A 22,563-nucleotide genomic window follows, 5' to 3' on the forward strand; every position below is an offset into this window, starting at 1 on the left:
TCAATCCCTAATTTATAGAAGCTGGTAAACGTACATTGAAACAACTACCAAATCCTAATTGACTGGTGACAGTAATTAATCCACCGTGATTTTGAGCGATCGCTTGAGCGATCGCCAATCCCAAACCAGAACCACCAGAATTATAAGAACGTGATTTATCTGCTCGCCAAAAACGCTCAAAAACCTTGTCGATATGCTCTGGTGCAATTCCCACGCCTGTATCTTGCACTTTGACATAAACCTGAGAACCGACACGAGTAGCTTTGATTTCAACCACCCCTCCTAATGGTGTGTAATGGAGTGCATTTTCAATCAAATTTGAAAATAGCCGCGTCAGTTGAACTGAGTCACCCATCAAGTAAAGATTCTGTGTTAGCTGAGAGATCAAATTAATTTGCTTAGCTTCAGCTTGAGGTTGATAAAGTAGCAATAAGTTTTCCAAAGTTAACGTTAAATTGAGATTATCCCAATCCCCATTCGGAACTTGATCGGTACGCGCCAAGAACAGTAAGTCTTCTGTGAGGCGAGTCATCTGGTTAGTAGCACTAGCGATCGCCTGAAACTTTTCTGCATCTTTTGGCCCGATTTCCATAGGATATTCTAACGGTAACTCAGCATTAATTTTGATTGCCATTAAAGGACTACGTAGTTCATGGGAAGCATCAGCAGTAAACTGTTTGAGTCTTTGAAAACTCTCTTCAATCGGTTGCATTGCTTGACGAGTTACTAAAATTCCCCCAATCCCACTCAGAACCAGAGTTATAATAATTCCACCGCCTAATCCCCAGTCTAATTTTTCGAGAGTTTCATCAAATTCGTCTAAAGATTGACTCACCCTCACATACCCAACCAACTGATTATTATCGCTATCAATAATTGGTACAGTTGCTGCTTGGATACGAATTTTGCCACTTTGAACTTGTACTATTTTGCTTGGTAATAAGGGTGAATTTAAAACAGTTTTTCCTTGTTGGGCGACCAAATATCCCTGAGCATCAAACCACTGTAATGCTTGATGATGGGCAATTAGGTCTTGTGGACGAAAGTCACTTTCCACTTTCAGTCGACCTGCCTCAAATTCTACATTTGCAGCTGCACCTTGTCCGATAGCTGTGAGTTTATCTTTAATTTGTTGAATCAGACTATGAGCAAAAACTATTCGGACTGCAAGCGCAAATATTCCTAGTAATGATGCAAAAACCACCAAGTAAGACAACAATAAACGATATCGAATTTTTTGAAACACATTTTTAAGGTTATTAAACTACTGGTTAATAACTGGAATTTCGGCTGATAAAAATATAATATTATGTAATATATATATTAAATAACTTAACTCTTTTACTGATGTCTTAGACGATAACCGATGCCATAAATATTTTCAATCAAGTCTTCTGAACTTCCAGCCGCTTTGAGTTTATTTCGCAAATTTGTAATATGGGTTTTGATACTTCCTTCCCCCGAAGAATTATCAAATTCCCACAGTTTATCAAAGATTGCTGAACGAGTCACAACTTGATTTGGGTGTCTCAAAAAATATTCTAATATCATGTATTCTTTAGGCGTTAACGACAGAATATTCCCTGCATAAGTAACCTGTTGGCAGGCCGGATCTAATTGCAAATCACCGTGGATTAAAATTGATGGGCGTATCTGTGGACTTCTTCGCGCTAAAGCTCTGATACGTGCTGCTAACTCTTTGAGATCAAATGGCTTGACCAAGTAATCATCAGCACCAGCATCAAGTCCAATAATTTTATCGCCTGTTGTATCTCGTGCTGTCAGCATTAAAATCAGAGCATTAGATGAAGCACCACGTAAACGCTGACATAGAGTAATGCCATCTAACTTAGGTAGCATTAAATCTAATAAAATTAACTCATATAATCCTGATTGCGACCATTCCCACCCTTCAAGCCCATCAGTTGTGATATCTACAATATGGTGTTGTCTTCTTAGATACTCAGCTAATGGTTTGGCAATGCGATCGTCATCTTCGACTATCAAAATTCTCATGATGCTCTATATCTATGTAGAGGATTCATTCAGTGTGAATTGATGACCATGCTTTTGTAAATATTTTGATTGTTCTACGGTTGTATAAAATTACCCTGCCTTGCCTTTTACGATCAGGTGGGTTAAGCGGGTAACATTAATCGAATTGACGTATGCTTACTTCAGTTCCAACCAACCTCGATAGCCAGTAACAATGCGGCTACCATCCTTGAGGATATGGACTTCCATTTGGTCGCTAGCCCAAGTAATCTGATCTGCTAAAGCTGGGTTGAAGACATGAACCCGTTGATTGCGAGATGAAACCGGAGAGTTGGGAGAATTGATTGCTAAAGACTCCACAAAAGGCCCGTCAATTAGGATATCTAGTTGTTCTAATAATGCTTGGGAATCTGGAGGTGCAGATTCCGATTGTAGTTGCTTCAGGGTGAACCCAGTAAAAGACATCACATTTAAGCCAGCAGCTTTTAGCTTGCGGGCGAGAGATGCTAATGCAGATGCTTGCCAAAAGGGTTCTCCACCAGAGAATGTCACGCCTGTGTTGCGAGGTTTACTCAGGATTTTCTCGGCGAGAGTATCAACAGAAATCAGCTGATTAATCTCAAATGACCAGGACTCAGGATTAAAGCAGCCAGGACACTCACGTAGACAACCTTGCACCCAGACGACAGCACGACAACCAGGGCCATTCACCTCTGATTCATCAACGTAACCCATGATGTTCAGGTAGCCAGAGGGAATTTCTGTGAGTTCTTGCGGTGGGTTGGTTGGCTTAGGTTCCATCTGTCTGTTTCCTCTTAACCGTTACTTATTAAATCAATTGTGGTTAGAAGCTGGTTAACTTGCTGCAATTGATTTGACCAAAAGTAATCAGGAGCCACCCCAATTTTAGCAATTAGAGATTGGGAATTTAGGATTAAAGAAAAATCTTAAATTTAAAATCTGTCTTTTCAAGTTTGTGCTAGTCAAGTTAATTAGGAGTGTGACACTTACTACTAGGGTATGAGGCTTTATCCCTAATTTGATTGGGAACTTAAACCCAATTCTGCGTATATGGGAGATAGTATCTTTCTCAGAGTTGGCAGTTGTCTATTAAAAATATAGGCTCCTATCACACAACTAGCACCACCAAATAGTAGAGCATTAGTAACACCAATTTGATCTGCTAACCCTCCAAAAAATAAATTTCCAAAAGGAAGTATTCCTAAGAAACCTGTCATAAATATACTCGTAACTCTACCTCTTTTATTCTCGTCAAGCAGAATCGATTGCATAAAATTGTTAATGGAAGCAAGAGTTAGAGTATTATTCATGCCAATAAGAAACATAAATAATAAGCATATTTCTATTTTGTTAGTACGAGAAAAAATTATTAAAGATAAACCGAGAATGGCAGCAGAACGTGCCATAACTTTTTCTAAACCTATGACTTGTTTACGAGATACCAGATAAATTCCCGAAACTATAGAACCCAGTGCTGAAGCTGTCATGAGGAAACCCATCGTTTCAGCGTTTCCATGCAAAACTTCCTTCGCAAAGATAGGAATTAAGTTGACATGAGTCATTGCCATAAAGCAAATTAATATTTGTAACATTAATACATATTTAATAGGAATAAATTTATAGGCAAAAATAAAACCTTCTTTCAGGTTTTGCCAAATTTGTGTTTTGGAAGCTAATGAATTATTAATCACTGGCTTGACTTGAATAGTTAAGATAGAAGATATAAAGGGTATATAGCTAACACTATCTACTAAAAAGCATGAAGCCGTCCCAGATCTAGCAATTAATAAACCTCCAATCATAGGACTGACAAACTTAGCAGTATTAATCAAAAAAGAATGGGACGCGATCGCACTATAAGTATCTGATTTCTTCTCCACAAGTCTGGGAATAATTACTTGACGCGCTGGCAAATCAAAAGCTTTGACTATTCCCTGGAGTATACCAATAATGATTATAAGTGTGACGGTGATATTACCGCTAAGAGTTAAATAGGTTAGTGCAGAAGATAACAAGATAGACACTAACTGAGTGGTTAATAAAACGTACCGTATATTCCAGCGATCCAGCAATACTCCTACTATTGGTGTAATAATCAAACCCATAGCTTGATTTGTAAATCCAGCTATGCCCACTAAGATAGCTGAATTAGTTAATTGATAAACCAACCATACTAAGGCAATTTGTGTCATCCAAGAGCCAAAAAAAGATAAGCTCTCTCCAATAACAAAACAAGAAAGATTCGGAGATTTCAGCGCAGGTGGAAGTTCAAAAAAAACTAACTTGAATCTGTCTTTTAGAAAATTTTCTCTATTAGTTGGTAACATCTGACTGATGGTTGATGATTGATGACTGATCGCGGTTAACAGAAAGCTAGAACCATTACGATGGAGTCTTTTTTATTTGGCAGTTCTTAAGTCCTAGCAATGTTTCTGATAAATCTTGAGTTGGTTTGGACATGACAAGCCCTGAATAATAGTTAAATTAACTTAATGTTAGCCTTGCATAAAGTTTGTATGCTTAGTATTAGTTCAAAAAAAAGCCACCTGTACAATTAATACTAAGCGGATGAGTATCATAACATATACTACCAAGCAAGCACAATTACTGATTCCGAATTGTGTGTACACCGTAGCTGGGGATGGGGGAAGACCCCCGCAACGGATACCGTTGAGATGAGGAAGAATTTACTTCCCCAACTTCCCCTGCTCCCCTGCTCCCTTACTCCTCTACTCCCCTGTTGCTTATTGCGAAGAGGAAGAGCTTGGTCTAAGTCTCTCGCGCCATGAGGGTTGTTGCGGGGGAGAACTTGAAGAACTGGAGGAACTAGTGCTGTTGGAGGATTTGGGGGATGAAGTCTGCCGAACCCTCCTAGTAGGAGGCGGCGAATCTGAGTCTGCTCGTCTATATTGCCTTCTGGTACGAGATGGCCGTGATGGCTCTGAGGAAGATTCGCTGGAAGTTGATTCTTGGCTACGATAACGCCGGCGTCTTCTTGGTGGATCTGAGGATGGGTTGTCTTCTTGCTGGTAACGTCTTCTACTTGTTCTAGATGAACGGTTATCGTCAGAATTGCTAGAATTTTGATCTGCTGATTTTTCGTCGTCATCGTCTGAAGAAACAGAGCGATTAACCACTCGTTTGGGCTTGATAGGCTGCGCCTTAATGCTGCCTTTGCGATCCTCTAGCTTGGGTTTTTCAGGAAACTTTTCTACAGGCATTCCCTTGACAGCTTTTTCCATAAATTCATGCCAGGTATAAGCAGCGCTGCTACTGCTTCCCCAAGTGGGGCGGTTATCATCATTACCTAGCCAAACACCTGCAACTAATTGGGGAATGTAGCCAATAAACCACAAATCGCGGGCTTCATCAGAAGTGCCAGTTTTGCCAGCAACAGGTCTATCATCTAATTGGGCAGCACCACCAGTACCATCTGTCACTACGTTACGTAGCATCCAGGTCATGATGGCGGCGCTATCAGCATCAAGGACTCGCTTTGGCTGCAAATGATCTGACCAAATCACTTGACCTTGGCGGTTGACGATGCGGCGAATGCCATGAGGTTCTGTGTGTAATCCTTGGGTGGCAAAACCGCCATAAGCACTGGTCAATTCCAACAAATTTACTTCATTGGAGCCAAGAGCTAGGGAATAAGTTGGCTTGAGTGGGGATTTAATTCCCATACCTTGAGCTAGTTTAATGGTTGGCTCAAATCCCACATCAATCAAGACCTTCACCGCAACAATATTGATGGAACGGGTGAGGGCTTCTAGCATGGTCATGGAGCCGTGGAAGTTTTCACTATAATTTTTTGGCTCATAACCATCTACTACAAAAGGTTGATCTAAGTAGGTATCGTAAGGATTCTTACCGCTAGCGATCGCTGTAGCATAGACAAATCCCTTAAATGTCGAGCCTGGCTGACGCTGTGCCTGGGTAACTCGATTAAACTGGTTTTTACTAAAGTCGCTACCTCCCACCATTGCCGCAATTGAACCAGTACGGGGGTCAATAGCTACCAAAGCTGCTTGCTTAAAGTTTTCCCAACGACCTTGATTTCGCAACACCTTAGCAACTGCTTCTTCTGCTGCTTTTTGCCAAGTCGGGTTTAAAGTGGTTTCCACTATTAAACCGCCACCTGCTAGTACATCGGGAGAAACATACTTTGGTAATTCTTTTTGGATGTAGCTAGTAAAGTAGGGAGATTCTACTTGCAATCGCTTGGGCGAACTGGTTTTGAGGGTAATTGGTTGCTGGAAAGCTGCTTGTTTTTCGGCTGCTGTAATGATGCCATCTTCTTGCATCCTTTGTAATACCAGATTCCGCCGCTGTTTAGCGGCTTCTGGATTCTGCTCTGGGGAGTATAAACTTGGCGCAGGAGCTAAGCCAGCAATTGTTGCCATTTCTGGGAGAGTCAGTTGACCCACAGGTTTACTGAAGTAAACCCATGCTGCATCAGCGACACCGTAAGCCCCAGAACCCAAATACACCAGATTTAAGTAACGCTCTAAAATCTGGTCTTTGGACAATTCTCTCTCCATTTTTTGTGAGAGACGGACTTCCTTGAGTTTGCGCCAGATTGTCCGCTCTTGCTTCAAAAACAGAATTCGCGCTAGTTGTTGGGTGATGGTACTACCACCTTCAACTACGTCCTGCGATCGCAAATTATTCCAAAATGCTCTGATAATCCCTTGGGGATCGACTCCATTGTGTTGGTTAAATCTTCTATCCTCTGAGGCAATGAAAGCTTTTTTGAGTTTATCGGGGATTTGCTGTAGAGTTAGCTGTTCTCTGGTGGCTTCTCCTGTTTGTTGTAGGATAGTGCCATCACTAGCTTTGATGGTCAATGTTTGCTCTCGGATCACAGCATTGAGTTCAGATTTATCCGGCAATGTCCGATCTATTGACCCTAAAACCTGGTTAAAGGCTATGAACCCACCACCGAGACTTAAACTTGTCCAAAACCAGAGGCGACGATAAAACGGTTTATCGCGGCTGGTAAACTTACCAACCAGCCCAGATGATATGCCATTCACCTGGCTCAACAACTGCCTTACCCTCGTCGGTTTTGTTGGGGGTAAGCTTTCATCTGTGGATTTTTTACTGTCGTAACTATTACCAGGCCGCAATCGCGGTTCCTCCTTGTCAAAGTCACTTAAATTAGTTGCTCGTTGCTTGAACTAGGAGGTAAACTTCCCCACGTCAGTTCCTCGCTCAAAGTAGCTAACACCTAACCTCAATGTAATTATCTTGAGGTTAGCGCACCACGTTCGTGTTAGTATAATAGCCTATAAATAAATAACTGAATTCAGTGCTACACAATGTATTTTAAAATTCTCTGATTTTTATTTTTCGGGAAAAAATATGGTAATTTAATGTAGTACTTAAAACCAATAAGATGATTAAAAATACTTGGTAGAAATGTGAAGGATGCACCAAAGCAGCCAGAGAATAGTTCAGTAGAGGCGAGTGCGATCGCAGCCAAACATGGGCGATGTGCAATTGCTCTTGGTAGTAATATGGGTGAAAGCGGTGCAATTTTAGCAGCAGCGATAGAGACATTAGCCCAGACACCAGGGATTATGCTCAAAGCAACATCCAGTTGGTATATAACCAAAGCTATAGGGCCACCCCAGCCAGATTATTTGAATGGTTGCGCCATTTTAGAAGTAGAACAGCCACCGCAGCAATTGTTAGAAACTTTGTTAGCCACAGAGCAAAAATTTGGGAGAGTGCGTAGCCAGCACTGGGGGCCGCGATCGCTAGATTTGGATTTGTTATTATATGATGACTTAATATTAGATACGCCAACCCTCCAGATTCCCCATCCGAGAATGTGCGATCGAGCTTTTGTCTTAGTACCACTAGCAGAAATTGCCCCAAATTGGACAGAACCAGTTTCCGGAAGATTGGTAAAAGATTTGCTAAAAGATGTAGACTGTTCTGATGTACATTTGTTAAAGGGCAGTTAGAATTACCACCCAGTAAACGCACAAAACGCTGATTTAACAAATATGTCAGTATTTTTTGTGTATATAAAAGCACAGTATTTTTACCATGCCATTAGGTAGAGAATTACCGCAACTGTTGAAACAACGCTTACTTTATAAGGGGCGTAAATTTGATTTTGAAGTTAATCGCTTGCGTTTGCCCAATAAAATAGAGGGAGAATGGGAGTGTGTTCGTCACCCTGGTGGCGCCTTAGCTGTACCCGTAACACCAGAGGGGAAACTTGTACTTGTGCGCCAATATCGTTTTGCAATCCAAGGACGAATATTAGAGTTTCCTGCCGGCACTCTAGAACGTAATGAAGATCCTCTAGAGACAATTCAACGCGAAATTGAAGAAGAAACTGGTTATACTGCCGGGAAATGGGACAAATTAGGCGAGTTTTTCCTAGCTCCTGGCTATTCTGACGAAATTATCTATGCCTTTTTGGCACGAGATTTGCAAAAGCTGGAGACACCGCCACCAGGAGATGAAGACGAAGACATTGAAACTATATTGTTGACTCCTGAAGAATTGGAAAAAGCTATCCTTGATGGAGAACCTGTAGATTCTAAATCAATTTCTAGCTTTTTGCTGGCACGTTCTTTTTTATTTTAGTCATTAGTCAGTGGTCAGTCGTCAGTGGTCAGTCGTCAGTGGTCAGAGCAACTAACAACTGACAACTAACAACTGACAACTAACAAAAGTAAAATTAAACCGCATGGGTGGCAGATTAATTGTATTTGAAGGGGTAGAAGGGTGCGGTAAAACTAGCCAAATCCAGCTTTGTTGTCAATGGTTGCAAAGTTTAGGTATCTCGGTAGTTGTCACTCGTGAACCAGGGGGAACAGAATTAGGTTTAGATTTGCGTCGCTTGTTGCTAGAAAAGTCAGAGAATAAACCAGTGGCTGAAGTCACAGAATTATTGTTGTATGCAGCTGACAGAGCGCAACACGTTGAACAAGAACTCAAACCGAATCTCGCCCTAGGAAAATATGTATTGTGCGATCGCTACACAGACTCTACCATTGCCTACCAAGGTTATGGGCGGGGTTTGAATATGAATTTAATCAATCAGCTCAATTACATTGCCACTGGCGGTCTAGAAAGTGATTTAACTATCTGGCTAGATGTCGATGTCGAGGTGGGACTAGCGCGTAAACTTGGCGATGCAGCTGGACTAGACCGCATCGAGCAGGAGACGATCGCTTTTCATCAGCGTGTTCAACAAGGATATGCACAGTTAGCTGCATCCTATCCATCCCGGATTGTACGCTTAGATGGCACCTTGAGTAAAGAAGCTGTCCAACAGCAGATTCAAGAGATTTTGCGCGATCGCCGCCAATCTTGGAGCTTAGATATAAGTCAGTAGATGCGATTAAACCGAACTATGTAAAGTTTTGTATGGGTCAAGGGTAAAGGTTAAAGGGTAAAGGTTTTTCCCTTTTCCCCTTACCCTTTACCCTTATTAATGGGGATGAGGGGGATGAGGGAGATGAGCGGATGAGGGAGATGAGGAGGCAGTGCGTTGCGGTGTTAGCGTAGCGTTAGCGACGTAGGAGCGTCGGGAGTCGCAGTCTTGGCGGTTTCCGCCGATTGCGTTAGCGACGCAGGAGCGTCACTCCCGAACCCGAAGGGAGGTTCCCTCCGTTGTAGCAACTGCCGTGGAGATGGGGGAAATAATTTTTCACTCCAAACTCCAAACTCCAAACTCTAAACTCCAAACTCCAAACTCCAAACTCCAAACTCCAAACTCCAAACTCTTAACTCCAAACTCTTAACTCCAAACTCTTAACTCCTGCCTCTTTGAATGACAAAATTAGGAATTATCTAGAAATTTGTGGAATTGCGATTCCATAATTGTGTTTTGAGCCAATCCTAATTCAGAGAAACTTCAATGAGTACAGAGCAATCTACCAACCAGCCTCTTTGGATACAAGATCGAGATACTGTCATCTCTAATGATGCTAATGTTGAGTGGCGATATCAGACACGTCCTGATTATTCCCACACCAATCAATATCTCAAACAACAGAGTCAATACCAACACCTTGAAGGTTCTCTGGAAGCGATAGTTCAAAACCTTGTCAGAGCCTTCGAGATGGAGGCATCCTACAAAATAAATCCTTAGCAGTGGGTATCAGTTGTTGCTGACAAGTTTCGGATGACCACAAATAACGGCCCAGCTTATACTGCTCAGGACATAGCAGATGTGGGAACTTATAATCTATTTCTTGGTGATTCCGAGCATTATAAGTCAACAGCAGAAAGCTTTGAATCATCGGCGAAAATCTTCCATGAAGCCTTTCCCAATGGCTTTTTATGGGAGCTAATAGAAGTTTTATCAGGGCCGCCAAATGTAACATTCAAATGGCGACATTGGGGAACTTTTAGCGGCCCATATAAAGAACATGCACCCACCGGAGAAACTGTGTAAGTGGTCGGAGTTAGTATTGCTCGCGTTAATGACGACTTGAAGATTTTATCCTTAGAACACTTTTTTGATACCAGTTCATTTTTAAACAAATTGGCAACAGGCTGTCCTTTCCACTAAACAAGGATAAAGAATGAAGGATGATATAGGAATCTGATTTAATTACTGAAAAAATCTAGGTATGTGTAGGATGTGTTATACCGTAGGAATCGCGCGCCAGATTAAAGTTTTGGTGCGTTAAACTTCGTTATAACGCACCCTACGTATTTCTCAAAAATCAAATATTAGTCCTATATAAAATGACTCTATCTAAGGTGGTTCAGGGTTCAGTATTGAAAAAAGTTCCTTTTCATCCTTCATATTTTACATTTCAGACTTCATAAGTCAATTTACAATTGACTTATGACCAGTAATCCGTTTACACGACTTGTTGGACAACAGCAAGCTATAGAATTACTCACTCAGGCTGTAAGACAAAATCGAGTAGCGCCTGCTTATCTATTTGTAGGGCCAGATGGTGTAGGACGCAGTTTAGCTGCGAGGTGCTTTATAGAGTTGCTGTTTTCTAGTTTTGTAGAAACGCAATTTCATGGGTCTTTACAAAGTCGTCTGCGTCAAGGTAATCATCCTGATTTGTTGTGGGTGCCGACATACCAACAGAGACAACAACTGACAGCAGCCGAAGCAGCACAGAAAAAACTCAAGCGCAAAGCACGATCTGTAATCAAAATAGAGCAAATTCGTGAAATTACCGAGTTTCTCAGCCGTCCTCCTTTAGAAGCACCAAAGAATGTGGTGGTGATAGAGGAAGCTGAAACAATGACGGAAGCCGCAGCCAATGCTTTGCTAAAAACCTTGGAAGAACCAGGACAGGCGACGCTGATTTTAATTGCACCTTCCCCGGAGTCTGTGTTACCCACCTTAGTGTCACGCTGTCAACGCATTCCCTTTTACGGCTTAGATAAAGCATCTTTGACTCAGGTACTCAAGCAAACAGGGCATGAGGAAATTTTGCAACATCCAGCAGTATTGAGCATAGCAGCTGGCAGCCCTGGAAATGCGATCGCATCTTACGAGCAATTACAAGCAATTCCTGAAAAGTTACTCCAAGACCTCACAAAAGCGCCTACATCCTACCGCAACGCTTTGGAGTTAGCCAAGCAAATTGATCAAGATTTAGACACAGAAGCACAACTTTGGTTAGTCGATTATCTTCAGCAGTCCTATTGGCAACAACAACACCAACCCAATATCATCATCCAGCTAGAACAAGCCCGTAAATCTTTACTTTGTTACGCCCAACCACGCCTTGTATGGGAATGCACATTATTGTCTATGTGTCAATTATATAATTCGTAATTCGTAATTCGTAATTCGTAATTCGTAATTCGTAATTAAGACACACAAAGGTCAGTTGTCAGTTGTCAGTTGTTATTCTCCCCCATCTCCCCTGCTCCTCTGCTCCCCTGCTCCCCCATCCCCTTTACCCTCTATACCGAGTCTGAGCGATCGCTTGTCGCCATGATTCCCTTAGTGTCTGCCGATAGTCGGGGCTAATTGTCGGCTCAAACTGCTTTTCAATCTGCCATTGCTGTACAATTTCTGCTTCGCTTTCCCAGTAGCCAACGGCTAGCCCTGCTAGATAAGCAGCACCCAAAGCAGTGGTTTCGGTAATTTTGGGACGAACAACAGGTACACCCAAAATATCTGCTTGGAACTGCATCAGCAGGTTGTTACGGGATGCACCTCCATCTACCCGCAGTTCCGATAGATCAAGTCCAGAGTCTTGACGCATCGCATCAATCACATCAGCGGTTTGATAGGCAATACTTTCCAAGGCAGCACGGGCGATGTGGGCACTGGTTGAACCGCGAGTTAAACCTGCGATCGCACCACGGGCGTAGCTGTCCCAATAAGGTGCGCCTAAGCCGACGAAGGCAGGCACAAAATATACACCACCGTTATCAGGAACGCTGTTAGCTAGCGCTTCAACATCGGCGCTCTGCCTAATAATGCCGAGTCCATCGCGCAACCACTGCACAACTGCCCCGGCAATGAATACACTGCCTTCCAATGCATAGTCGGTGCGTCCATTGATGCGCCAGGCGATCGTGGTCAGCAGTTTATGGTTAGATGGGATAGGTTTGTTGCCTGTATTAAGTAATAAAAAGCAGCCTGTACCGTAAGTATTTTTTGCCATACCAGATTGCAACGATGCCTGCCCAAAGGTAGCAGCTTGCTGGTCTCCAGCAATTCCAGCAATGGCAATGCGACTACCTAAAATACCTTCAGAAGTATATCCATATACTTCTGATGAACTCTGCACTTGTGGGAGAATGGCACGGGGAATATCGAGAATGGAGAGTAATTCATCGTCCCACTGTTGGGTATGAATATTGAAAAGTAGCGTCCGGGAAGCATTGCTTGCATCTGTGATATGGAGTTCACCGTCAGTTAACTTCCAGATTAACCAGCTATCGACGGTACCAAAAGCCAGTTCTCCACGTTCGGCTTGTTGGCGGGCACCAGGCACATTATCCAGCAACCACTTGAGTTTTGTACCGCTAAAGTATGCGTCGATGACTAATCCTGTTTTCTTCTGGAATGTTGCCTCGTGTCCAGCTGCCTTAAGTTCATCGCAGTCAGCAGCGGTGCGGCGGTCTTGCCAGACGATCGCATTATAAATTGGTTTACCCGTTTTTCGTTCCCAGGCGATCGTCGTTTCCCGTTGATTAGTGATGCCAATAGCAGCAATATCACTCGCCCGAATACCAATGCGAGCTAAAGCTTCGTTAGCAACACCAATTTGAGTAGACCAGATTTCATCGGGATCATGCTCCACCCAAGCCGGCTGCGGAAAGATTTGTTGAAATTCTTTTTGAGCAACACTGAGCATATCACCGTTATGGTTGAATACAATAGCGCGGGAGCTAGTGGTGCCTTGGTCGAATGCCAGAATGTATTTAGTCATGGGATGTTATTTGTGGTTGCAGGGGAGCGGGGGAGCAGGGGAACACAAACAAGTAATACCATTTCACGAAATACCTGATACAGTAGGGGCGTACAGCTGTACGCCCCTACAGCCGATTCATGTATTGCAAATATTTTTGGAAATGGTGTAATGTTCCATGACCATTTTTATACATCTTGGTGTATTCAGTAATTAAAAGCAGCCACGATATTAGTTCGTGACTGCTGAAAACTGTGGTAAATTAATAGATTGTTTTTACTTATATATCTGGCAAAATATACCTTTGCAGCCAGTACAAAACTGACAGACCATTAGTGTGCTACACAAAAACTTTACTTATTGGCAGCCAGGGGAGCAGAGAGACGCAGAGGAAAGAACTTGTAAAAGCCCCTCCCCTGCTCCCTTACTCCCCTGCTCCTATGCTTAAGAGCCTGCCTCCACTCAGCAATTTTAGGTTAGTTGAGTACTAGGCTTTGGCGTAATTTTCAGCAGCGAATTCCCAGTTTACCAACTGATCTAAGAAGTTTTTGATGAACGCGGGACGAGCATTTCTGTAGTCGATGTAGTAGGCGTGTTCCCAAACATCCAAAGTTAAGAGTGCCTTTTTGCCATATGCTAAAGGGTTCTCTGCATTGGGGGTCTTGATCACCTTCAGAGTACCACCATCATCAATTAGCCATGCCCATCCGCTACCGAATTGTGTTGCAGCAGCGTTAGAGAACTCTTCTTTGAATTTGTCGAAGCTACCAAAGTCTTGATTGATCTTGGCTGCGAGTTCACCTGTAGGTGCGCCGCCACCAGCTGGCTTTAAGGAATTCCAGAAGAAGGTATGATTCCAAACTTGGGCAGCGTTGTTGAAGATTCCCGTTTTTGAAGAATCTTTGAAGGAAATTTGGATGACTTCTTCCAGAGATTTATCAGCCAGTTCTGTACCTTCAGTCAGCTTGTTCAGGTTGTCTACATAAGCTTTGTGATGCTTGCCATAGTGATACTCGAAAGTCTCACCTTTCATGCCATACGGCTCTAAAGCATTAAAGTCGAAGGGTAAGGGGGGCTGTGTAAATGCCATTTTGTGAATCCTCTCTTTACTGTTTTCCGGTTGAAAGCTGTTGCAAAAGCTCAGGAAATTACAGGTTTTGTGCTTAGCAGTTTTATATCCTTAATTACTGGAACATAAAACTTAACATCGTCATTCTACTACCAAAGTGAAGATTCAGACAAAGTACTTTTGAAATAAGTTAAATCTAGAGAAATGAGTGATTATAAATAAAAACAGCTAATAGATTATTACTAATGGTTGATGACGAAAATCTAATTAGCAATTAAAAGCCTATGTAAAAACGCAACAAAAGACCATTAATATGTTTACTAGATGGCTGCGCTATCAGATGAATATGTCCGCCACCGTGGTTACGCACCGCTATTCTAATATTTCTCGGCAAACTATTAAGATTAATAATCAATTCTTCAATGCTTTTGAAATTCAGTTCTAGATTTTTTCCAAAGCTGGATTTACAAGTGTATGCAGTTCATGTAGGCTGACTTGAAAGTGCTGAGTGCTGAGTAAAAGTCAATGAGTCAGCAAAGTAGACTTTCATTGATCGCTATTCCTGAAAATCCCCTGCAATCAAACCAAGTAGCATTCAGAGATAGTAGCTTCGGGAGCAGGGGAGCAGGGGAGAGGAAATCGTACTACTTCAAACTACAACTTAGTATCAATTACTGTTCTCTCTTCAGTACTATTCATCTTTGTTCAAGTTTCAATCCCCGTGAGGGGAATTAGTAAGTTGAAACCATAAGCTATTTGAAAAGACCCCAGCCGCTAAGAGTATTGTTTCAATCCCCGTGAGGGGAGTTAGTAAGTTGAAACTTACTCGAACATCTCGAATTAAATAAAAGATTTTTGTTTCAATCCCCGTGAGGGGAGTTAGTAAGTTGAAACAAAATAGTGTTCACGACACAGATAGTATCGAAAAAAGTTTCAATCCCCGTGAGGGGAGTTAGTAAGTTGAAACATAACGCATCAAGTGGGCCAAGCCTAACACCAGAATGTTTCAATCCCCGTGAGGGGAGTTAGTAAGTTGAAACTTAAGAGCGATCGCATTTGATTGTGATTATCTATGTGGTTTCAATCCCCGTGAGGGGAGTTAGTAAGTTGAAACTTTAAGGAGCTTAATTTTTCTAAAATAGTAACAAAGTTTCAATCCCCGTGAGGGGAGTTAGTAAGTTGAAACGGCAAAACCTTGTTCGACGTAACGTAGTAATGCCAGTTTCAATCCCCGTGAGGGGAGTTAGTAAGTTGAAACTTGTCTCCACGCTTGAGACTTTAAGTGCTTAATTAGGTTTCAATCCCCGTGAGGGGAGTTAGTAAGTTGAAACTTCAGTAGGGACTTGGCTAAAAATCTGAACTATGGGTTTCAATCCCCGTGAGGGGAGTTAGTAAGTTGAAACTCTAGTCACCTTCAAGTATAAAGAGAAGTATTTCAGTTGTTTCAATCCCCGTGAGGGGAGTTAGTAAGTTGAAACCCACGCGATCGGAAATAGCCCAGATAGCGGCTGCGTGTTTCAATCCCCGTGAGGGGAGTTAGTAAGTTGAAACTGCTGCTATCTTTATCGCTGCGTAAATCCCAATCGGCAGGTTTCAATCCCCGTGAGGGGAGTTAGTAAGTTGAAACAAGTTTGTTCGCAGAAGATACAGCACTAACAAAAGGTTTCAATCCCCGTGAGGGGAGTTAGTAAGTTGAAACTCCAAGTCAAACGCCCCATCTGCATCAAAATTATTGGTTTCAATCCCCGTGAGGGGAGTTAGTAAGTTGAAACTGAATTGTTAGTAAAGAATAATTTAAAATAATGTGGTTTCAATCCCCGTGAGGGGAGTTAGTAAGTTGAAACTAAAAGGCTTACCAAAGTTTCAATTAAATTTATCGTTTCAATCCCCGTGAGGGGAGTTAGTAAGTTGAAACTTACCATCTGCAAATTGTCGCCAGGTGGGTACAACCTGTTTCAATCCCCGTGAGGGGAGTTAGTAAGTTGAAACCAAAGAAATTTATCGAGTACGAAAAAGTGGGAAGCGAGTTTCAATCCCCGTGAGGGGAGTTAGTAAGTTGAAACGTTGTCCGTGTCAGACAATCTGTAGATATTAGACCCGTTTCAATCCCCGTGAGGGGAGTTAGTAAGTTGAAACAAGCACGCTGAAGTTTTTCTTAGAAAATAACCCATCTGTGTTTCAATCCCCGTGAGGGGAGTTAGTAAGTTGAAACTGCAATCGTCTCTACTTCTCCGTGATAATAGAGTTCATGTTTCAATCCCCGTGAGGGGAGTTAGTAAGTTGAAACGTAATGATAGTATTATCTACACTGGTTGATTGAGTTCGTTTCAATCCCCGTGAGGGGAGTTAGTAAGTTGAAACTAATACGCAGAATACCAGTAACAAAAATAACAGTAAGTTTCAATCCCCGTGAGGGGAGTTAGTAAGTTGAAACTTCGACCATCATCTTCTTCACAAATAAAATTGCCTCTAGTTTCAATCCCCGTGAGGGGAGTTAGTAAGTTGAAACAAGGTCAGCAACCCAAAGGTCATAGCCAGCAGGAGCAACGTTTCAATCCCCGTGAGGGGAGTTAGTAAGTTGAAACTCTTCAGTCTGAAACTATTATTGAGCAAGCTTCCCAGAAAGAGTTTTGGCGGGGGAGAAATTTTGGTCATTTTCAGCCGCTCTTATTGCAAATTATTTGCAATTATAAGCATTGCTCAAAGGCTGTAACTATTTACTTGTCAAGGTTCTGGCGATTTTGGCGGGACTCCAGGGATTTTGCCCTCGCTTTGCCGTGCCAAACATCAAGCTGATTAGCCAATCATAATATGTGTATCTAATATTGTCGAGTAGTTTTCGGGCGTTATACCGATTTGCAATTCACAATTCAGAAATTCAGATTGTATCTAGGCTTCAAGGTTTGAATTTGTTGCCGTATTGTAGAGAATTGTATTATGAAGCTCGGATAAATAGTTATAATTCCCACGGTCATCGTACCCCACCACGCCAGATGCACGGCTGTCGGCAGAGCGCAATAGCGCACTGGCTCCCCAAACCCTCCCCGCAAGTTCGGGGAGGGGAGACTTTGACTTCCGTCAAAGGCGGGGTGGGGTAATGCGGATATTTATCAAGAAGGGGAAGGGGGAAAGGTAAAAACCTCGCCACGTTAGGGCGAAATAATCCTTGTATCATTGGGAGGTAAAAACCTCACCACGTTAGGGCGACTTGTTCATCCCTTTTCCCCTCTGCTTTATAGTGACTACCACTGAGATAAACGCTGATGGTAGTAATCTACAATTTGTGCTGCAACTTCAGAAACGCTCAAACCATCAGTTTGAATTTCAATGGCATCGGGTGCTTTTTGCAAAGGTGACACTTTGCGAGTACTATCTTTCCAGTCACGTTCGGCAATGTCCCGTTCCAGCTGTTCTAAACTGACTTCGGGTTGACCTTGTTTTTTAAAGTCTTGCTGACGACGGCGGGCGCGTTCACTCACAGACGCGGTTAAAAAGATTTTGATTTCAGCATCGGGGAATACATGACTACCAATGTCCCGTCCTTCCGCCACCAAACCACCTTTTTTACCCCAACTTTGCTGTTGTTTGACCAGTGCTTGACGGACAGCGCTTTGTGCAGCTATTGCTGATACTTGAGATGTCACCTCAATTGTGCGAATTGCTTGGGTCACATCAGTATCATTAATCCAAACGCGCACAGGAGATTGTAAATCCTCGCTGGGAGTCAGTTCAATTTTACACTGGCTAGCTAATTGGGCGATCGCACAATCATCATCAATGGCAATACCCTGTTGCAATACCAGCCAAGTCACAGCCCGGTACATTGCTCCTGTATCTAAATACACTAGACCTATCTGTGCCGCCACTTGACGAGCTACGGTAGATTTTCCCGCCCCGGCTGGGCCATCAATTGCGATGATAGGTTGGCGATCGCGTAACATGGTATTATCAATTAACCGTGTAGAACCCAAACGAGCTGCGATCGCGAGCATTCCTTCCTCCTCAATTTTTTCTAAATACATCAACGTAGTCGGATCAACCAATTCAATATATTCCACTAAAACAGTACTCACCTTTGCCAGTTCTTGTTGTGCGATCGCTATCAGCTTGCTACTATCGCGTAAGCCTGCTTTGAACGCGGCCTCAACTTTTTGCAAGCCGCGATACAAGACCGTTGCTTGTTCTTTTTCCTGGGCAGTCAAATATTGATTGCGAGAACTGAGGGCAAGACCCGACGGTTCCCGTACCGTTGGACAGGCAACAATATCTACTGGTAAATTCAAATCAGCTACCAACCGTTTAACAACAGCTAATTGCTGACCATCCTTTTGACCGAAATAGGCTCGGTCAGGCTGTACCAAGTTCAAAAGCTTGGTGACAATCGTAGCCACACCCTGAAAGTGACCTAGCCGAGAACGACCACACAAGCCTGATATCATAGCAGATGGCGGTATTACTTGTGTAACTTTAGATTCTTGTATATTATTCTGTTGAACTCCCATTTCTTCCGGAGTAGGTGCAAAAATTGCATCTACTCCTGCTTGTTCACATAATAGTCGGTCTTGCTCTAGAGTCCGAGGGTAGCGTTGATAATCTTCGTGAGGCCCAAATTGCAAGGGATTAACGAAAATACTCACAATTACCGTAGAATTCTCTTGCCGCGCTCTTGCAATTAAGTTTAAATGTCCTTCATGCAAACCTCCCATCGTTGGCACCAGACCGACAGCTGTCCGATACCAGCTAGTCATCTCATCAAATACCAGACCATCAAAAACCGTAAGCTTGTTTTCCGAGCAACGTTTAGTTAAATAGCAACGTAAAGCTGCAACTGTTGTCAGCAGGCGCACAAAATACCCCTAGTTCTTATTAGCCTCTTCCCCGTTAGTTTATATCTGAAATAGCAGGGAAGAGTTGTTTGAACTAGGGGAATTGGGAATTGGGAATTGGGAATTGGGAATTGGGAATGGAGGGATGGGGAGATAGGGAGATAGGGACAGAAGGTTAAAAATTAAATTATTTATCTATTCCCTATTCCCTATTCCCAAACAGCTATTGACCCAGGACTTCAATATTTACCGGCGCAACACCACTGCTCATCATTCCCAACATCCGAGCTGCACCCGCAGACACGTCAATAATTCGACCCCGAACGTATGGGCCCCGGTCGTTAATTTTTAGCACCACAGAACGACCATTGCGGGTGTTGGTAACACGGACTTTTGTGCCAAGGGGTAAGGTGCGATGGGCAGCGGTCATTCCTTCTGGATTGAATCTTTCGCCGCTGGCTGTTTGACTGCCAGAACCGTCATAGCCGTAGTAAGAAGCCATACCCCTGAAATTCATTACCACTTTCCTGGCAATCTCTTGTGGCTTTGGTAGTGACGGAAAGCGTGTTGGTAAATTAGCAATTCCGTTGATGGGCGATGCATTGCCTATGAGTCTCCGTAAGCGATTGGTCGCTTGCAATGCATCTTGTGCCAGATTATTGGTGGTGTCTGCTAGTCGTGTATCTTCGTTGATTTCCACCAATTCTTCTTTGTCGATTTTGATCGTATAGCGATCGCTGGGATGTTGTTGGCTAGAGGCACTTTTTTCCTGGGCTTGATTAGATTCGTCCTCTGGTTTCCAACTCACCGTTATCTGACGAGCATCTATATTTTCCCTGAGCATTTGGTTGATCTTAGCTGCTATTACGCTAGCTCTTTGAACCGGGTCATTGTTAAACGAGCTAATTTGATTGCTGCTATCCGTCGAGTTTCCCAGATTCGCCACCTTTACTGAGTTGTCAACAATAAGGGCGTACGATTGCACGCCCTTAGTATTTCCTATTACACCAACTTTTTTATTACTATTTGCAACTGGCTTAGAACTCAAAAAGGTTAGAACTGGAATATTTCGGATATACAGGGTTGCCGCCTGACGACCTCCAATGTTGTGAGAATGGATGTTTGTAATCACAGCATCCGAGGTAAGTTTCCCTGCTGGGGATTGAAACTCTCCTACCTTGACCACATCACCTACTGGTGACTTCTGGGAAGCTTGAGCAGTTCCCTTAGTAGTTTGAGTGCAACCGACTGAGGGCATCCCCAAAACAGTCAGAGACAGGGCGACAATAGTCCACAAATGTCTTTGATTCATGCGTCCGATTTTAAAGCGACTGTAGAACAGCAGTTTCTGGGTTCGTAAGATTTTGTCACAAATGACGACAAAATCCTGGCAACTCGAACTCGTTCCGCTTTCACTTTTTATTTATAACTGCAACAGACTAACACGAACTTTTGGACTTGGGGATCAGGGTTTTACCGTAAATCTTGATAAATTCATCAAAATTAAATTCTCATTTCAAGGGTGAAACCTTTCTCAAATGCGGATTTTGACTATGTAACATTTTTTTCGATTACCAAAATTTTCTTATAAAAACTTTACAATTATGAGAATTGAAATTGGTGATCACACTTTTGCTCAAAGATGTATTTTATCTAACATATAAAATTTTAAAATAGTTATGATAAAAATTAGCTATTTAAGAGAAAAAACTGATTGTAAATATTTCATTAGTTAGAGTTTATGAAATTTTAATAATATGGTAATATTGAGCTAAATCAAGATTGACAAATAAAACAATTTAAAGATTAGCTAGCGATCGCATCTTTTTTTGAAGTTTTTGTATTCTTTGAAATACAAGTATAAATACTTATTTTTCTATACTAACTAGTAGTGTAAAACACGTAAATTAGTAGTAATAATCAGCCGAAAAAGTCAGTATGACCCTAGCTACCGTTTTTAACAATTGAAGATAAAACAGTAATCAGAAAATGAAAAACGACTGATAGGCGTGTGTAGATGACTTTTGTCATGTAGCAAAAATTACAAGCTAGTTATCTACCCGCAGTAGTTGGTCAACAGTTCGTATCCAGGATGCCCCACCTTCGTACAGCGAAGTTGAAGACAGCAGTTGCTACACTTGGGAATTTCTGAACTCGAAGCGATACTGGGGAAGAAATTACGAGTAAAATTTGCTTGGGTATAAATCCCCATTGTTCCTTATTTCCAGAGGGGGCACCGAGTTCCCCAGTCCCAAATAGCAAGCTATCAGCTTCATGGCACAAGCAAATCAAGCAGATTTAGAAATAGTTCCATCACCATGTTTAACTTTTCTCAACGACTTGCATTCCAAGTACAAGTCATTGCGAGAGGGGAAAGTAGCAAACTACATTCCGGAACTGGCAAAGGTAAACCCTGACTTATTCAGCATTTGTATTGTGACGGTAGATGGTCAGGTTTATGAAGTTGGGGATTACAAACAACTATTTACTATTCAGTCGATGTCTAAGGTGTTTGCTTACGGGCTAGCCTTAGAAGATCATGGACGAGACTATATATTAACTAGAGTTGGTGTGGAACCGACAGGGGATGCATTTAATGCGATTATCTTGGATGAGCAATCGAAGCGACCTTATAATCCAATGGTAAACGCGGGAGCGATCGCCACTACCAGCTTAATCAAAGGCTCAGGTGCAACAGAACGTCTCAACCGGATGCTAGAAATGTTCCGGCGATACATTGGTCATGACGTATTTGTGGATATCTCAGTATTTACCTCTGAACGTACCACCGGACATCGCAATCGCGCAATGGCACATCTGATGCTCAACTTTGGCATGATTGACCAAAACATTGAACAAGCTTTGGATCTTTACTTCCAACAGTGTGCAGTCATGGTGAATTGCCACGACTTAGCAGTGATGGCTGCTACCCTAGCCAACAGAGGCGTTAATCCGATCACAGGCGAACAGGCTGTAGACAGCCATTATATTAAAGATATTCTCAGCGTTATGTACACCTGTGGCATGTATAACTTTGCTGGAGAGTGGGCTTACAAAGTTGGTATTCCTGCCAAAAGCGGCGTTAGCGGGGGAATTTTTGCCGTTGTCCCCAACCAAATGGGCATTGCAGTATTCTCGCCTCCACTAGATGCGCGTGGTAACAGCGTCCGGGGAGTGAAAGTGTGTGAAGAACTTTCCCAACACTTAGGGTTACATCTATTTGAGTGTTCAGAGAAAAATTCCCAGTTTTTTAGAATTAGGGAGTAGGGAGTGGGGAGTT

Annotated in this window: 14 protein-coding genes, 1 pseudogene and 1 CRISPR repeat array; of the genes and pseudogenes, 6 read left to right on the top strand and 9 right to left on the bottom strand. The window is 42.5% G+C overall.

The features are described from left to right. Positions 1 to 7 precede the first annotated feature (7 nt). From I8748_RS22360 to I8748_RS22380, 5 genes are all read right to left on the bottom strand, one after another. Positions 8 to 1,246, bottom strand: coding sequence for a sensor histidine kinase (locus tag I8748_RS22360; protein ID WP_198126747.1), 1,239 nt, complete (start codon positions 1,244 to 1,246; stop codon positions 8 to 10). Positions 1,247 to 1,341: 95 nt separating this feature from the next. Further along, the gene (locus tag I8748_RS22365; RefSeq protein ID WP_198126748.1) at positions 1,342 to 2,016 is read right to left on the bottom strand and encodes a response regulator transcription factor; all 675 of its coding nucleotides are present in this window, start codon (positions 2,014 to 2,016) and stop codon (positions 1,342 to 1,344) included. Between the two features lie 156 nt (positions 2,017 to 2,172). Then, positions 2,173 to 2,796, bottom strand: a complete 624-nt coding sequence (locus tag I8748_RS22370) for a 4Fe-4S single cluster domain-containing protein (RefSeq protein WP_198126749.1) — start codon at positions 2,794 to 2,796, stop codon at positions 2,173 to 2,175. Between the two features lie 233 nt (positions 2,797 to 3,029). Then, entirely contained in the window at positions 3,030 to 4,343 is a 1,314-nt protein-coding gene (locus tag I8748_RS22375) for an MFS transporter (protein ID WP_198126750.1), read from the bottom strand. Between the two features lie 417 nt (positions 4,344 to 4,760). Next, on the bottom strand, positions 4,761 to 7,064 hold the full coding sequence (locus tag I8748_RS22380) for a transglycosylase domain-containing protein (protein ID WP_318781256.1): 2,304 nt from the start codon (positions 7,062 to 7,064) through the stop codon (positions 4,761 to 4,763). Positions 7,065 to 7,490: 426 nt separating this feature from the next. On the opposite strand from I8748_RS22380, the gene folK reads away from it, so the two are divergent. From folK to holB, 5 genes and pseudogenes are all read left to right on the top strand, one after another. Beyond that, on the top strand, positions 7,491 to 7,988 hold the full coding sequence (folK, locus tag I8748_RS22385) for a 2-amino-4-hydroxy-6-hydroxymethyldihydropteridine diphosphokinase (protein ID WP_404800352.1): 498 nt from the start codon (positions 7,491 to 7,493) through the stop codon (positions 7,986 to 7,988). 85 nt (positions 7,989 to 8,073) lie between these two features. After that, entirely contained in the window at positions 8,074 to 8,622 is a 549-nt protein-coding gene (locus I8748_RS22390; RefSeq protein WP_198126752.1) for an NUDIX hydrolase, read from the top strand. Between the two features lie 103 nt (positions 8,623 to 8,725). Continuing rightward, positions 8,726 to 9,376, top strand: a complete 651-nt coding sequence (tmk, locus tag I8748_RS22395) for a dTMP kinase (protein ID WP_198126753.1) — start codon at positions 8,726 to 8,728, stop codon at positions 9,374 to 9,376. Positions 9,377 to 9,901: 525 nt separating this feature from the next. Then, positions 9,902 to 10,558, top strand: a pseudogene (locus I8748_RS22400) (SnoaL-like polyketide cyclase). Positions 10,559 to 10,840: 282 nt separating this feature from the next. Further along, on the top strand, positions 10,841 to 11,797 hold the full coding sequence (gene holB, locus I8748_RS22405; protein ID WP_198126754.1) for a DNA polymerase III subunit delta': 957 nt from the start codon (positions 10,841 to 10,843) through the stop codon (positions 11,795 to 11,797). A 124-nt stretch (positions 11,798 to 11,921) separates the two neighbouring features. On the opposite strand, the gene glpK is transcribed toward holB, so the two are convergent. The 4 genes from glpK to I8748_RS22425 all read right to left on the bottom strand — a co-directional run bounded on the left by glpK (position 11,922) and on the right by I8748_RS22425 (position 20,595). Continuing rightward, positions 11,922 to 13,409: a glycerol kinase GlpK gene (gene glpK, locus I8748_RS22410; RefSeq protein ID WP_198126755.1), complete on the bottom strand. Its 1,488-nt coding sequence runs from the start codon at positions 13,407 to 13,409 to the stop codon at positions 11,922 to 11,924. A 466-nt stretch (positions 13,410 to 13,875) separates the two neighbouring features. Further along, positions 13,876 to 14,478 carry a superoxide dismutase [Fe] gene (locus I8748_RS22415; protein WP_198126756.1) on the bottom strand — a complete coding sequence of 201 codons (603 nt, stop codon included), beginning with the start codon at positions 14,476 to 14,478 and terminating at the stop codon, positions 13,876 to 13,878. Between the two features lie 688 nt (positions 14,479 to 15,166). Continuing rightward, positions 15,167 to 17,042: direct repeats of the CRISPR family, unit length 37 nt; unit sequence GTTTCAATCCCCGTGAGGGGAGTTAGTAAGTTGAAAC. Positions 17,043 to 17,699: 657 nt separating this feature from the next. Continuing rightward, positions 17,700 to 19,304, bottom strand: a complete 1,605-nt coding sequence (locus tag I8748_RS22420) for a bifunctional pantoate--beta-alanine ligase/(d)CMP kinase (protein ID WP_198126757.1) — start codon at positions 19,302 to 19,304, stop codon at positions 17,700 to 17,702. A gap of 202 nt (positions 19,305 to 19,506) precedes the next feature. Continuing rightward, positions 19,507 to 20,595, bottom strand: a complete 1,089-nt coding sequence (locus I8748_RS22425; protein ID WP_198126758.1) for a septal ring lytic transglycosylase RlpA family protein — start codon at positions 20,593 to 20,595, stop codon at positions 19,507 to 19,509. A 962-nt stretch (positions 20,596 to 21,557) separates the two neighbouring features. Between I8748_RS22425 and glsA the strand changes: the two genes are divergently transcribed. Continuing rightward, positions 21,558 to 22,550 (top strand): glutaminase A, encoded by a 993-nt coding sequence (gene glsA / locus I8748_RS22430; protein ID WP_198126759.1) that lies wholly within the window; start codon positions 21,558 to 21,560, stop codon positions 22,548 to 22,550. Positions 22,551 to 22,563: the final 13 nt, after the last annotated feature.

Source organism: Amazonocrinis nigriterrae CENA67 (genome assembly GCF_016056305.1).
GTDB lineage: Bacteria > Cyanobacteriota > Cyanobacteriia > Cyanobacteriales > Nostocaceae > Amazonocrinis > Amazonocrinis nigriterrae.